The organism is Epilithonimonas lactis, from assembly GCF_900110605.1.
Lineage (GTDB): Bacteria > Bacteroidota > Bacteroidia > Flavobacteriales > Weeksellaceae > Epilithonimonas > Epilithonimonas lactis.
Map to the genome: position 1 here is coordinate 176,308 of NZ_FOFI01000003.1, position 15,121 is coordinate 191,428.

At 38.7% G+C, this 15,121-nt stretch carries 11 protein-coding genes; 4 read left to right on the plus strand and 7 right to left on the minus strand.

Going from position 1 to position 15,121, the window contains the following annotated elements; genetic code table 11:
- Positions 1–21 precede the first annotated feature (21 nt).
- The 4 genes from lysS to BMW39_RS10465 all read right to left on the minus strand — a co-directional run bounded on the left by lysS (position 22) and on the right by BMW39_RS10465 (position 5,651).
- Entirely contained in the window at positions 22–1,722 is a 1,701-nt protein-coding gene (lysS, locus tag BMW39_RS10450) for a lysine--tRNA ligase (protein WP_034975166.1), read from the minus strand.
- Positions 1,723–2,114: 392 nt separating this feature from the next.
- On the minus strand, positions 2,115–3,038 hold the full coding sequence (rlmF, locus tag BMW39_RS10455) for a 23S rRNA (adenine(1618)-N(6))-methyltransferase RlmF (protein WP_034975168.1): 924 nt from the start codon (positions 3,036–3,038) through the stop codon (positions 2,115–2,117).
- The gene (locus tag BMW39_RS19495) at positions 3,038–5,176 is read right to left on the minus strand and encodes a glucoamylase family protein (RefSeq protein WP_034975170.1); all 2,139 of its coding nucleotides are present in this window, start codon (positions 5,174–5,176) and stop codon (positions 3,038–3,040) included. Before BMW39_RS19495 ends, rlmF begins: the two co-directional genes overlap by 1 nt.
- Positions 5,177–5,273: 97 nt before the next feature.
- Positions 5,274–5,651 (minus strand): c-type cytochrome, encoded by a 378-nt coding sequence (locus BMW39_RS10465; protein ID WP_034975172.1) that lies wholly within the window; start codon positions 5,649–5,651, stop codon positions 5,274–5,276.
- 87 nt (positions 5,652–5,738) lie between these two features.
- Here BMW39_RS10465 and dusB point away from each other — a divergent pair, with 87 nt between their 5' ends.
- The 4 genes from dusB to BMW39_RS10485 all read left to right on the plus strand — a co-directional run bounded on the left by dusB (position 5,739) and on the right by BMW39_RS10485 (position 12,050).
- Complete coding sequence (gene dusB, locus BMW39_RS10470; protein ID WP_034975174.1) at positions 5,739–6,728, plus strand: tRNA dihydrouridine synthase DusB; 990 nt, start codon at positions 5,739–5,741, stop codon at positions 6,726–6,728.
- A 54-nt stretch (positions 6,729–6,782) separates the two neighbouring features.
- Positions 6,783–8,411 carry a M1 family metallopeptidase gene (locus BMW39_RS10475; protein WP_034975176.1) on the plus strand — a complete coding sequence of 543 codons (1,629 nt, stop codon included), beginning with the start codon at positions 6,783–6,785 and terminating at the stop codon, positions 8,409–8,411.
- A gap of 94 nt (positions 8,412–8,505) precedes the next feature.
- Positions 8,506–10,014, plus strand: coding sequence for an FMN-binding glutamate synthase family protein (locus BMW39_RS10480; RefSeq protein ID WP_034975177.1), 1,509 nt, complete (start codon positions 8,506–8,508; stop codon positions 10,012–10,014).
- A gap of 317 nt (positions 10,015–10,331) precedes the next feature.
- A complete protein-coding gene (locus tag BMW39_RS10485) occupies positions 10,332–12,050 on the plus strand; it encodes a tetratricopeptide repeat protein (protein WP_051879904.1) in 1,719 nt (572 codons plus the stop codon).
- Between the two features lies 1 nt (position 12,051).
- Here the strand turns inward: BMW39_RS10485 and BMW39_RS10490 are convergent, their stop codons facing one another.
- The 3 genes from BMW39_RS10490 to BMW39_RS10500 form a co-directional block, all read right to left on the minus strand.
- A complete protein-coding gene (locus BMW39_RS10490; RefSeq protein WP_034975178.1) occupies positions 12,052–12,426 on the minus strand; it encodes a hypothetical protein in 375 nt (124 codons plus the stop codon).
- A gap of 87 nt (positions 12,427–12,513) precedes the next feature.
- On the minus strand, positions 12,514–14,043 hold the full coding sequence (gene guaA / locus BMW39_RS10495; RefSeq protein ID WP_034975181.1) for a glutamine-hydrolyzing GMP synthase: 1,530 nt from the start codon (positions 14,041–14,043) through the stop codon (positions 12,514–12,516).
- Between the two features lie 18 nt (positions 14,044–14,061).
- A complete protein-coding gene (locus BMW39_RS10500) occupies positions 14,062–14,826 on the minus strand; it encodes a methyltransferase domain-containing protein (protein WP_034975183.1) in 765 nt (254 codons plus the stop codon).
- Between the last annotated feature and the right edge of the window lie 295 nt (positions 14,827–15,121).

The following is a 15,121-nucleotide window of genomic DNA, read 5'->3' on the forward strand; positions in this document are numbered from 1 at the left end:
CTTGATTTTTTTACTAAATTACTAAACTAATTTCATCCACAAAACCTCATCAACTTTGTCAACTTTTACCAAATTATTCTTAGTTAAAGTTTTTGAAGCCTTGTCCCATTTCTTTCCGGACAATTGAGAACGGTTTTTAACTTCATTAAGCTCTAAAGGCTCTTCCTGAGAATTAAGAATCTCGAGAATCACTTTTTCGTCTTCTCCCAACTCCACTTTTGGAACCACTTTCTCTGGTCTCATTTGGGGGAAGAAAAGAACTTCCTGGATCGATGGATTATTGGTCAGGAACATGATCAATCTGTCCATTCCAATTCCCATACCAGATGTTGGCGGCATTCCGTATTCCAAAGCTCTCAAGAAATCTTCATCAATAAATTGCCCGGCTTCATCATCTCCTTTTTCAGCTAGTTTCAATTGGTCTTCAAAACGTTCTCTTTGGTCAATTGGGTCATTAAGCTCAGAATAAGCATTCGCAATCTCTTTACCGCAAACCATTAATTCGAAACGCTCGGTCAAACCTTCCTGCGTTCTGTGTTTTTTGGTCAAAGGCGACATTTCCACAGGATAATCAGTAATGAATGTTGGCTGGATGAAGTTTCCTTCACATTTCTCTCCGAAAATTTCGTCGATTAATTTTCCTTTACCCATTGTTTCATCAACATCAATTCCGATAGATTTGGCAAAATCGAACAATTCCTGCTCTGACTTTCCAGTGATATCAAAACCTGTATATTTTTGAATTGCTTCTGTCATAGAAACTCTTGCATAAGGCGCTTTGAAATCAATCTCCTGGTCACCAAATTTGGCTTTCGTAGTTCCGTTTACAGCAATTGCGCAATGTTCTATCATTTTTTCAGTGAAATCCATCATCCAGTAATAATCTTTGTAAGCAACATAGATTTCCATTACTGTAAATTCCGGATTGTGCGTTCTGTCCATCCCTTCATTCCTGAAGTTTTTTGAGAATTCATAAACACCGTCAAATCCTCCAACAATCAGTCTTTTCAGATATAATTCATTAGCAATTCTTAGATATAAAGGAATATCCAAAGCATTGTGATGCGTAATGAAAGGTCTTGCCGCAGCTCCACCTGGAATAGCCTGCAAAACAGGAGTTTCAACTTCAATATAACCAGCATCATTGAAAAACTGACGCATTGCGGTGTACATTTTTGTTCTCTTCACGAAAGTTTCTTTAACGTTTGGATTCACAATTAAATCTACGTAACGCTGTCTGTAACGTAATTCTGCATCGTTGAAAGCATCGTGCACGACTCCATTTTCATCAGTTCTTGGCTGAGGAAGCGGACGAAGTGTTTTGGTCAAGATTTGAAAATTGGTCACCTTCACGGTCATCTCGCCAACTTGTGTGTTGAACAATTCACCTTCCACGCCGATGATATCGCCGATGTCAAGAAGATGCTTGTAAACCTCGTTATACAAAGTTTTGTCTTCACCAGTGCAGATCTCGTCTCGGTTAAAATAAACCTGGATCTTGCCTTCGGAATCCTGCAATTCTGCAAAACTCGCCTTTCCCTGAATTCTTCTGGACATCAACCTTCCAGCAATCACCACCTTTTTTCCTTCTTGGAAATCCTGTTTTATAGACTTCGTGGAATCGGTGATTTTGTATTCAGCGGCCGGGAACGCATCGATTCCCAGGTCGGTCAGTTTTTGCAATTTTTCGCGACGGATAATTTCCTGTTCTGATAATGACATTTTAATTCAATTTTTTGGAATTGCAAAAATAGTGATTTTAAAATGTTTATGGAAGTTAAATTTTGGATTGACTCAAAACTGAATTTAAACGCAAAGCCCGCTAAGTTTTCTTTAAAATTATTGAAAACATTTTTAAGGTTCACAAAGACGTAAAACTCATCAAAGATTTATAACAAATTTTGTCATTCCATAGGAATCTAGACCGCTAAGATTGACTTCGTCGAACCACTTCGTTAGGTTTCCCACGAAATGACAAATCTTGAAGTTTATTTTAACTTTCGATTATATGTTGAATCTGCAGCCCGACTTGAGTGGAAATCCTTTTTTTGCGGCTGGAAATGCGATGGCAAAAAGATTGGGAACGGAAGGCGGATAAAGCTGCCCAAATAATTCTAAAACCAATCTTTCCTACTGTCTTTCGGGACAAATGTCCAAGCCAAAATCCGGCTGATTTTCTGACCTTGCGCCATATCGATGGTTTTGAATTCTGGGACATTCAGGTTTTTCAACAAAGTTGTGAGCTGGTGAAGATTGTCTTTCTTGGAAACCAATGTTGTGAACCACAAAACCTGCGACTTGAACTGGACACTTTCGTTTATCATTTTCTTGATGAAAGCTTCCTCGCCACCTTCGCACCAAAGTTCGGATTGGTTTCCGCCGAAATTGAGAATCGGTTTTTGAACTTTGTTATTTCTGAGATTTTTAGTTTTTCTGCGATTGCCTTGCATCGCGTCTTCTGCGGATTCGTGGAAAGGCGGATTGCACATCGAGAATGCGAATTTGTCTTCGGATGACAATATATTTTTAAAGATAAAATTAGAATCTGGTTGGAATTTCAAATGAATATTTTCTGATAATTCAGAATTGCTGTCTAAAATTTTTTGAGCGTTTTCCAACGAATCTTTATTAATATCTGTTCCCAAGATTTTCCAACCGTATGAACTATTGGCAATCAAAGGATAAACGAGATTGGCTCCCGTTCCAATATCCAAACCTTTCACTGAATTTCCAGCTGGAATTTCGCCATTTTCTTCTGCTAACAAATCCGCCAAATAATGAACGTAATCCGCACGACCAGGAATCGGCGGACAAAGATTGCCTTCCGGAATATCCCAATTTTTGACATTGTAATATTTCAAAAGTAAGGCTTTGTTGAGTAATTTCACGGCTTTTGGAAGACTAAAATTAATCGTCAAAGTATCGTAATCATTTTTGAAAACGTAATGTTTGAGTTCTGGAACGGAGACAATCAATTCTTCGAAATCGTAGGAATTGCGGTGGATGTTTCTGGGATGGAGGCTGGATTTTTCGGTCATTATTTTTCTTTATCTAATTTTTGGATTCCGGTTTTTACATCTGGGTGGCTCATAAATAGGTTCCAAATCAGACCAGTTCTGTGATTTTCTATCATCACGGTCATTGGCGCCTGATTGAGTCCTAAAAATATAGGCGAACACCAATTGTTGTTCAAATCAAACGAATCCCGGAAACCATATTCGCCCCAAAGGAAATCGCCGTAATTGAGGTAGAAATTCTTTAAAACCGCCATAGATTCGGTTGGTGTGTACGGAAAAGAGGCGATTGCTCCGGTTGGTGTCAACTTTCCTGTATCTTCTCTTTCGGTTGGTTCATCTGGATTGTAGCCTTTTGGACCGTCGGAAGCGGTCAAGCCCCAACCATCTTTGCCGTAACCTTTTTGTTTTTTCGGATTTTCGACGCAATATAGATAATTAATTTTGGCAATGTTCTGATTGTTCTTGAAATAGTTGGTGTATCTATCCGTCAAAGCGTGCGGGTCGTAGCCCATAAATGAATAATGTACAAAAAACAACGGCCCACCATTGTTGACCCCAACATCCAACTTGATTCCGTAGTAGGAATTTCCGTTGGTGTACATTGCGCCTTCGTTGGAATTTCCCCAATCTTTTCTATAATCCTGCGCAATTTTGCCCTGACTTGCCCAGCCGGAATAATATAGACTGGCAGGCACAGAATGCGTGGGAGAAGCAATAGCCATCAAGTAAGTCACCATCGTCTCATTCCAGCCAATCAGATTATGATTGATGACCCAACCTTGGTCTGGCGACCAGTGCCAGTATAGATATTTGCTGTCGGGCTTTTGGCGGAACCAATCCCACTCGATGCCTTTCCAGAATTTGTCGATTTTTGTTCTGATGTTTTTTTCCTCGGCGTTGTCTTTGTTAAAATATTGATGCGCCACCAATAATCCCTGAACGAAGAAAGAGGTTTCCACCAAATCTGCTCCATTATCTTTAGTTCCAAAAAAAGGTTCTGTCTTTCCGGTTTTTCCGTCGATGAAATGGGCAATCGCACCGTGGTATTTGTCGGCTTTCTCTATGAAGTTGACGATTTTTGTAAAACGTTCCACGGATTCTTTTCTTGAAATAAATCCACGTTCTGTTCCTGCAATCAAAGCCATCACACCAAATCCAGAGGCGCCGGTTGCAATCATATTTTCTCTTCCGTTTGTGTTTTCTTTCGACAGTCCGCTTACGGTTTCTGCGCCGTCCCAATAGTAATTGAATGAGGCTTCCTGAACCATCGTCATCAGTTCTTCATCGGTCATATTTTTGGTTTCAGTCGAGACAACTTCTGACAATTTTGATTCATTGAAAAACCTGTCGAGGAAACTGATTTTGTAGGCATATTTTTTTCCGGTTTCGTTAGTGAAATCTGCAAATCTATCGATATAAGCATCTTGGATTCCGACTGGTTTGAAATCTTTACCATTTTCGGAGCGGTAGATTTTGACATATCGGATATTGTCATTTGTTAGTGGATTCCATTTCAGGTCAACGTGTTTCATATAGCCTTTAGCTGATGAAATCGTAGGCGTTTCAGAAATGCTTTTCTTTTCTTTTGAATCGATGAAGGCAATATCATCCAGCCAAATTTTATTATTTGATTCAGAATTTTCGGATTGAGAAAAAACGAGCGCTTTTATCAATTTCGGATTATCTTTCACAGAAGCATCAAGGTTTGAAATATCGATTAGAATATGTTCCCATCGATTCTTTTTAGTCAATTTAATATTAATTGATTTCGAAAATGTTCCGTCGGTTTTTTGAAGTTTTAAAATTGGTAAAACATTGGCATCATTTTTTTCTGACTTGATCCAAAAACTTAGAAAATTAGCTTTGTTAAAAAAATCTTTTCCTCTGACTTCCTCATATTCTATCGATGCATCCCACTTTCCGTTTTTTGCATTTTTGTAATCCAACAAAAGAGAATTTCCCGGAGAATGGAATTCATTTTTATCCACCAACAATTTGGAATTCTGATTTTTTATGGCTGAATTTCCAGAAAATTCCACATTTCCATAAAAGAAATTGTCCTTCATCAGGCTGTTTGTGAACAAAGTATAATCGTATTGATGTTCCTGAGCGAAAATTGAGGCAGAAACAAAAAGAAACGATTTAAAAATAATTTTCATAAAATGTAATTTTATTAAAGTTAATCAAAATCTCGAAATGAGACATAAAAAAAGACAGCTGAAAACTGTCCTTAATTTTTTTTCTTGATTTCAAATTCTACTTTAAAGATAAAATATATTGCGCCATAAATTTCGCATTTTCCTTGCTGAATCCGTGCGCAGGCATTGGAACATTTCCCCAAACGCCAGAACTTCCATTGATGATCTGATCTGCAAGCAGTTCTACATTTTCGGGCGTGTTCTCATATTTTGCTGCAACTTCCTTATAAGACGGACCAATCAAGGTTTCGTTTACTTTGTGACAGCCGAGACAGTCAGAACCTTCTATCAAAGATTTCCCTTCTGCAATCGGGTCTGCAACCACTTTTGGTGCTGGCACTTCTTCCTCAACAAGAACATCTTTTTTGCCTGAGTTTTCGTTTTTGGAACAAGACAATGAGATCGCAAAAATCATCATTAACATTACCTTTTTCATAGTTTTCTATTATAATGACAAAGTTATTAATTAAGGAATTAAGATTCATTTTAAATTAGTCCCAAAATGAATCATTATCTTTGCAGAATGGTAAAAATTGGCAACATAGAACTTCCTGATTTTCCGCTTTTACTGGCGCCGATGGAAGATGTAAGTGATCCACCTTTCAGAAAACTGTGCAAAATGTACGGCGCAGATTTGATGTATTCGGAATTCATCTCTTCCGAAGGCTTGATCCGTGATGCGATAAAGAGCCGCAAAAAGCTGGATATCTTCGATTATGAAAGACCTGTCGGGATTCAAATCTTTGGTGGTGATGAGGAAGCAATGGCGATGTCAGCAAGAATTGTGGAGACAGTGGAACCAGATATTGTTGATATCAATTATGGCTGTCCTGTAAAAAAAGTTGTCTGCAAAGGTGCTGGCGCAGGGGTTTTAAAAGATATTGATCTAATGGTTCGATTGACAAAAGCTGTCGTGAATTCCACCCATTTGCCTGTGACCGTGAAAACGAGATTGGGTTGGGATACAGATTCTATCAACATTGATGAAGTTGCCGAAAGATTACAGGATGTCGGCATCAAAGCTTTGACCATCCACGCCAGAACGCGTTCTCAGATGTACAAAGGTGAGGCTGATTGGGAACATATCTCCAGAATCAAAAACAATCCAAACATAGAAATTCCAATTTTTGGAAACGGCGACATCGATTCTCCGGAAAAAGCTTTGGAATATAAAAACAAATACAACTGCGACGGCATTATGATCGGTCGTGGTGCGATCGGCTATCCTTGGATCTTCAACGAGGTGAAACATTTCTTCGAAACTGGCGAGATCTTACCGGAACCAACAATCTCTGAAAGACTGGAAGCTGTGAAAAATCACGCCCTTTGGTCCGTGGAGTGGAAAGGTGAACGACCTGGAATTGTGGAAATGAGACAGCATTACAGCAACTACTTCCGTGGAATTCCGCATTTCAAAGAATTTAAAACTAAGTTTCTTCAAGCATTGACACTTGAACAAATTGATGAGATCATCGAGGAGACCAAGCATTTCTATTTGGAAAATGCATTCTAATTGTAACTTTTAGTACTTAGGTCAACACTTATTAGACCTCAAAAAAAATTAAAAATGAAAAAGTTAATACTTCTTTCCATCCTTATTTCGGGCGTTTCGCAAGCTCAGTTTTTCGAAGATGCCAAAGCAACAAAAATTGATACTTTAAAAGGTTCTAATACAGAATTCCGAAATTTTTGGGATGTCAAGAAATATGATATCGTACTTGAACCCAATTTCCAGGCAAAAAGCATCAAAGGCAGCAACAAGATCAGCCTGACCATCGAGAAAGATGTAAAAAACCCTACCTTCCAGATCGATCTTCAAAAGCCGATGAAAGCCGACAAGATCACCGCAAGTTTTCCTATCTCTAGCCAAAAGGTGGATGGCGATTTCATTTTCCTATCAACCAAAAAGAACTTTAAAAAAGGAGAAACCTACACTATCGACATTGATTACTCAGGAAATCCTTTGATAGCGAAACACGCACCTTGGGACGGCGGATGGATCTTTACCACAGATAAAAACGGAAATCCATGGATGACAGCTGCAGATGAAGGCATCGGTGCGAGCATCTGGTTGCCTGTCAAAGATATTTGGAGTGATGAGCCGGACAATGGGATCACTTTCAAGATCATTACACCAAAAGACCTTGTAGGTGTTGCAAACGGAAGATTAATTAAACAAGAAAATATTGGCGACAAGAAATCCTGGACCTGGGAAGTGAAGAATCCTATCAACGACTACTCCATCATTCCATCTATCGGGAAATATGTCAATTTCAAAGATACCTTCGACGGGGAAAAGGGAAAACTGGACCTTGACTATTGGGTTTTGGATTACAACCTGGACAAGGCAAAAAAACAATTTGAGATTGTGAAACCCATGATGAAGGCTTTCGAATATTGGTTCGGACCTTATCCTTTCTATGAAGATTCTTATAAATTGGTAGAATCTCCACACCTTGGAATGGAGCATCAGAGCAACGTAGCGTACGGAAATCAATATCAGAATGGTTATCTAGGAAGAGACCTGTCTGGAACTGGTGTTGGTCTAAAATGGGACTACATCATCGTTCACGAGTCCGGGCACGAGTGGTTTGCGAACAACATCACGGCGAAAGATCAGGCCGACATGTGGATCCACGAAAGTTTCACCATGTATTCTGAGCCACTTTTTGTAGAGAAATTTATGGATAAGGCTTCTGCGGAAACCTATATTCAAGGTGTTCGAAAAGTGATTTCCAACGACAAGCCGATCATCGGAACTTACGGCATCAGAAACGAAGGCAGTGGCGATATGTATCCAAAAGGTGCGAATATGATCCACACAATCCGTCAGATCATCAATAATGATGAGAAATTCCGTCAGATCCTGAGAGGACTTAATAAAGATTTTTATCACCAAACAGTGACTACGGAACAAATTGAAAAATATTTCTCTGACAAATCCGGAATTGACCTTTCAACTATTTTCACCCAATATTTGAGAACGATCAAAATCCCGACTTTGGAATACAAACAAACCGGAAATCAACTGACCTACAAATGGACCAACGTGATCCCTGGACTGAAATTACCAATACGCCTGACGGACGGACAGGAATTGACACCAACCGAACAACCGCAGACCATCACTTTGAAATCTGACAAACCAGTGGAAGTCAACAAGAATTATTACATCAATGTGAAGCAAATCCAATAAGATTTCACTACATTTAAATCATCAAAACCATTTCAAATTTTATCTTTGGAATGGTTTTATATTTAAGACCAAATTAAAAACTCAAAAATTTATTATGAGGAATAAATTCATTTTCTGGGGAATCGTCCTATTAATTGTCACATGGACTACAGCTCTTTTGATTAAAGCCCATTATTGGATCCCAATACTGCTGACTTTTTTATACATCCTTGGAATTTACAACACGTACCAAACAAAACACGCCATTCTAAGAAACTTCCCTGTTTTAGGCTATTTCCGATACATCTTTGAAGAAATATCGCCTGAGATCCAACAGTACTTTATTGAAAGAGAAACGGACGGAAAACCTTTTCCTCGACATCAAAGATCTGCGGCGTACAGACGCTCTAAAAATGTAGGTGACACTGTACCATTCGGGACACAGCTGGAAATCAATCACAGGAAATACGAAGGCATAAAACATTCCATCTACGCAAAGCATCCGAAAGAAGAATTACCGAGAGTGACCATTGGTGGACAAGATTGCAAACAGCCTTACAACGCTTCGCTTTTCAATATTTCTGCGATGAGTTTCGGAGCATTGAGTGACCGTGCTCAGCAAGCTTTGAACCGTGGGGCGAAAAAAGGAAATTTCTATCACAACACAGGCGAAGGTGGCATTTCACCACATCACCTGGAAGGTGGTGACCTTTGCTGGCAGATCGGTACAGGCTATTTTGGCTGCCGAGATGATGAAGGAAATTTCAATCCGGAACTGTTCACCAAATATGCGAATCTTGAGAACGTCAAAATGATCGAGATCAAATTATCACAAGGCGCAAAACCAGGTCACGGTGGTGTTTTACCAGGCGTGAAAAATACGCCTGAGATTGCGAAAATACGTCACGTAAAACCTGGCATCACGATTCTTTCGCCACCGTCACACAGTGCATTTTCAAATGCTGAAGGTTTGCTGAAATTTGTACAGCAACTTCGAGATCTGTCTGGCGGAAAACCGACAGGCTTCAAACTTTGTATTGGCGATACACAGGAGTTCGAAGATATCTGTGAACAAATGAACATTCTGAACATCTTTCCAGATTTTATTACTGTTGACGGTGCAGAAGGCGGAACAGGTGCCGCGCCGCCAGAATTCTCAGACGGTGTGGGAATGCCTCTAGAACCTGCTTTGATCTTTGTCAACAGAACGTTGATCAATTATGAAGTACGAGATAAATTGAGGATCATCGCCAGCGGAAAAGTTTTGACGTCACTTGACATTCTGAGAGCTGTGGCAATGGGTGCTGACCTTTGTAATAATGCCAGAGGTTTTATGTTCTCACTTGGCTGCATCCAAGCTTTGCGATGCAATACCAACACTTGTCCGACGGGCGTGGCAACGCAGGACAAAATGCTGATCAAAGGCCTTGATACCAATGATAAAACGGAACGTGTTTATCAATTCCATAAAAATACCTTGCACACTTGCAATGAGTTGATAGCAGCCGCAGGAAGAGAAACTTATGACCAAGTTGATGCCTCAATGTTCATGCGAGGTGATGAGTTTGAGCATTTGTCTGACACTTACTTCCCAGATATTCTGGAGAATGTGAGAAAGAGATAAGCACATCTTTCACAATGAAGAACAAAGACCTATTCAAAACATGAATAGGTCTTTTTTTGGCTTCGGGAAATTCAGTTCTGTGTTTTGGGACAAAGATGAAGCTCTGATGGTTATTGTCTTTTCAAAACTATAGATTCATCAGAATATACACAAATAATAAGAGTGGACATTGGATGGACAAATTAGCAATACAAATAAACTCCACTGATTACCAAAACATTACTAAACATACTCTTATAAAAAAAGACAACTTATCATTTTAATTCTAAATAAAAAATGCTTGAAATTTTGTAGATTGCATTAGCATAAATCATTATTTGAAACACATCTATTTTTTCTTATTGCTATTTCTAATCTTCGAAAATCTATTTTCGCAGCAAATTGTCATCAAAAATAACCTAGATTCAAAGAGAAAACTAGAATCTGTCATTCTTCAAAACAAAAATTTTGGAAAGGACACGCTTGCTCTAAAAGCTTTCCTATCGCCACTCCTCAAATCATCTGACAAGGATTTGCACGTGATTTACTACAATCTCCTCGCCAGTGGTTTTGCCTCTGCCAATGAAGCTCTGAATACCAGCAGTAACCGTTACTTTTCAAAATCGCTAGAAATCGCAAAGTCTAATGTTAAGCCAGGATTGGAAATCTGGGTATTGGTCAATTATGCTTTCTACCTGTATGATTATAAAAAAACATCAGAAGCGCTACAGGTCTATCTGGATGCGGACAACAGGATCAGGGACACAGACCATCATTCTATCGTGCTACCAAGTGACTGTTTCAAAAAAATAGGTTTCTTTATGGGAACAATTGGCGACACTACCGAAGCCATCGACTATCTCAAAATGGCACAGCAATTTGCAGATCCTAATTCCAAAGAACTGGCCGCAATCATAGACAATATTGGGTTTTATTATTTAGAACTCGATCAATTTGAAGATGCAAGGAAATATTTATCCCAAGCAGACAAAATCTCTAGATCGATCAATGACCAGATCCGCTATGCAAAGGTTTTAGGAAATATGGGCTTGTTGGAATATAAAACAGGAAATCTTGAGAGAGCCATTGAGTTTTTAAAACAAGACCTTGCGATCTCAGAAAAATTTCAAAGTCATTACAATACCAATTACGCCAGAATATTATTAAGTAAAATCCTTATTGACAAAGATCAGATCAATGAAGCAAAAGTATTGTTGACTGAAGCTCAGAAATTTGCTGAATCAAAACCCAATCTAAAAAAAGATGTTTTTGAAATCGAAGAACTGAAACTGAAAATTGCGCAACGCGAAAACAATCCTCAAAAAGAGTTATTAGCCTTAAGAAAACTCAAGTTCCTAGACGAACAACTCATCAATAGTGACAGCAAAAAAAATCTGGAACGTAGTAACATCCGCGCCCAAAAGGAACGTTACGCGAGCAAACTGAGTCTTGCAAACGCTCAATTTGAAAAAGAACAATTCAAAAGCAAAGCGGTGATCGTGATCTCCATTCTCTTGTTTTGCCTTATAATCTTACTCATCATTTTCCACAAAAAGCAACTCAAAACAAGTCAGGACAAATATGACAAAACGGTTCTTCGACTGCAATTGGAAAAGGTGCAATCTGAACAAAAACTATCCGAGACCAGCAACACGCTATCATCCTACAGCACTTATCTCTACGAAAAAAATGAGCAGATCGAAAAGCTCAACAATGAACTCTCCAAAACCCAAAGATCCGCCTCCTATCTTTCTATCGAAAAGGAAAAACAGCAGTTGCAAAAACTATTGGATTCCCATCTGATGACGGACGACAACTGGCGAAAATTCAAGGAGGTTTTCCAGCAGGAATATCCAGTCTATTTTGAAACTTTGGTGAATGACTTTCCGAATCTCACAGAATCGAATCTGCGGATCATCACATTGATGAAATTGGGATTGTCCAACCAAGAGATCTCATCATTACTCGGAATTACAATCGAAGCGGTGAAAAAATCCAAGCAGAGATTGAAGAAAAGATTTGTTGAGAAATATGAAGATTTGTTTGTGGGGAATTAATCTATAGATTTCTCTTTTTTGGAATTTTGAATAATAAAATCAATGCCCAAATCTGCAAAACTGTCTGTAAAATATTAATGATTCCGACCACAGTATTGTTTTCCAAATTTTGAATAACAAACGGAATTCCCACGATTCCCAAAAATAAAATTACCGCAAGTAAAAACTTAATCCATTCCGTTCCTTTGCTAACAAGATAACCAATTCCAAAAACGAAACCGACAGAAATTAAAGCTGTAAATATCTTCAGTCCATTGTCTAAAGTATCATACATCCAAATTACATTTCCAATTCCAAGTGCTCCCGAGAGATAAATTAAATCTGCTGCTTTTTTATAATTTGGATGGATTTGGGATTCCTGATTACTTTCATTCATCAATAATAATTTTAAAGGTCAAATATAATATTACCACAAACAAAAAACCAGTAAATAATTACTGGTTTTGATATTTATTAATAGAATTTACTCCCACTCGATCGTCGCAGGTGGTTTTGAACTGATGTCGTAAGCTACTCGGTTGATTCCACGAACTTCGTTGATGATCCTGCTGGAAACTGTGTCCAAAAACTCATAAGGCAATCTGCTCCAAGTTGCAGTCATAAAGTCGATGGTGTTTGCAGAACGAACGACTGCTGTGTATTCGTAAGTTCTCTCGTCGCCCATTACGCCTACAGATTTTACCGGAAGCAAAACAACGAACGCTTGAGACACTTTTTCGTAAAGGTCATTTTTGTACAATTCCTCGATGAAAATATCGTCTGCTTCTTGTAAAATTCTTACTTTTTCTGCATCCACTTCACCCAAAACTCGGATTCCCAAACCTGGACCTGGAAATGGATGTCTGTAAACCAATTCGTGTGGAATGCCTAATTCCTCTCCTACTTTTCTCACTTCGTCTTTGAACAATTCTCTCAAAGGTTCCAACAATTCAAATTCCATTTCTTCTGGCAATCCGCCAACGTTGTGATGCGATTTGATCACCGCTGAAGGTCCTTTGACAGACTGAGATTCTATGACATCTGGATAGATTGTGCCTTGTGCTAAGAATTTTGCACCTTCAATTTTTTTGGATTCTTCGTCGAAAACGTGAACGAACTCGTTGCCGATGATCTTTCTTTTTTGTTCCGGATCTCCAACGCCAGCCAATTTGGATAAGAATCTTTCGGAAGCTTCTACCAATTTGATATTCATATGGAAATGCTTACCGTAATTTTCCATTACTTTTTTGTCTTCGTCTTTTCTCAAAAGTCCAGTGTCGACGAAAATGCAATTCAGTTGGTCACCGATGGCTTTATGAATTAGAACGGCAGCAACAGAAGAATCCACACCTCCGGAAAGTCCTAAAATCACTTTGTTGTCGCCAACTTTTTCCTTGATTTCTGCAACCGTTTTTTCAATGTAATTGGTCAGTTTCCAGTTCTTATCCGCTTTACAAATTTCGAAAACGAAATTCTCGATCATCTTTCCACCTTCCTCAGAATGAGAAACTTCAGGGTGAAATTGAACACCATATATTTTCTTTTCAGGATTAGAAATCGAAGCAATAACGCCAGATTTTGCATTGAGTTCAAAACCTGCTGGCAATTGGGAAACCTCATCGAAGTGGCTCATCCAAACGATGGAATTTTGGTAAACACCTTTCAGTAGATCATTTTCTTTTACGATTTCCAAATGTGCTTTTCCATACTCGCCTTTCTCGCCTTTAGCTACTTTTCCACCCAAAAGATGTGCGGTCAATTGCATTCCGTAGCAGATTCCAAGAACGGGAATTCCTTGTTCGTAAATCTCTTTTTCTACCAAATGGGCGTTCTCTGCATTCACAGAACTTGGTCCGCCAGAAAGGATGATTCCTCTTGGTTTTTTCTCCAAGATCTCTGACAATGGCGTGTTGAAAGGTAATATTTCTGAATAGACTTCCATCTCACGGATCCTTCTTCCGATGAGTTGATTGTATTGGGAACCGAAGTCTAAAATGATAATTCCGTTGTGCATATAGTTGTTGTAATATTTTTAAAATTTTGCGTAAATAACTGTTCTTTTGAATGGATAGAAAACCGGCGAACCTGGAAACACTTTTTTAAGTTCTGCCTTGTAATCCGCTTTGTAGTTTTCTCTCAATTCTTCTGGTAATTTTTCTAAAAAAGGAATGATGGCTGTTCCGGAAGCCCATTCGAAAACGGCATCTGAATTTTCCATCACGTGTGGATAGACTTTCTCAAACACATTGATGTCATTTCCGTGGTTGTCATATAAAATCTTGGCGTACTCATCAATATTCAAAACTGGATATTCTCTGACCCAAGCTTTGAATTCTTTTTTATACGGTTCCATTTCTGCTACTTTCGATAGCAATTGATGTACGATAAAATTATGATTGGAAGGTACCTGAACTGCCAATTGTCCGTCTTGATTTAGTTTTGAAATGAGGTTTGGAAAAAGTTGCTGATGTTCTGTGCACCATTGCAAACTGGCGTTGGCGATGATGAGATCAAATTTCTCATCCAACTCCAACTGTTCTTCGACGCTTCTTTGAAAGAAATGTAGATTTTCTGTGGAATGTTTTTCTGCCTTTGCCAACATCTCGGCTGAAGAATCGATTCCAGTAATGTTTGGATTCTCCAGATAACCAAAAATCCCCGAAGTCAGTTCGCCTGTTCCGCAACCTAGATCGATGACAGACAAATTCGGTTTTGAATCTACGAGATTCAAAAGGTCAAAAAAGGGCGCTGAGCGTTCTGTTTTGAATTGGTCGTATGTTTCCGGATTCCAGGGCATCTTTTTATGGTTGATGGTTGATGGTTGATAGTTGATAGTTGATAGTTGATAGTTGATAGTGAAGTTAATTCTTGTTTTTTTAAACGCAAAGTCCGCAAGATTTTTTTGAACTTATTGAAAACTTTTTAAGGTTCGCAAGGACACTTCGACAAGCTCAGTATAAACTACAAACTCATCAAAGCTTTTAACTCACCCTGTCATTCTGTAGAAGTCTCAACAAATTTTGGTTAGATTGCTACAGTGTGACAACATTATGTTTTGATTATAATTCTATAATTTTAATATCTGTAAATGT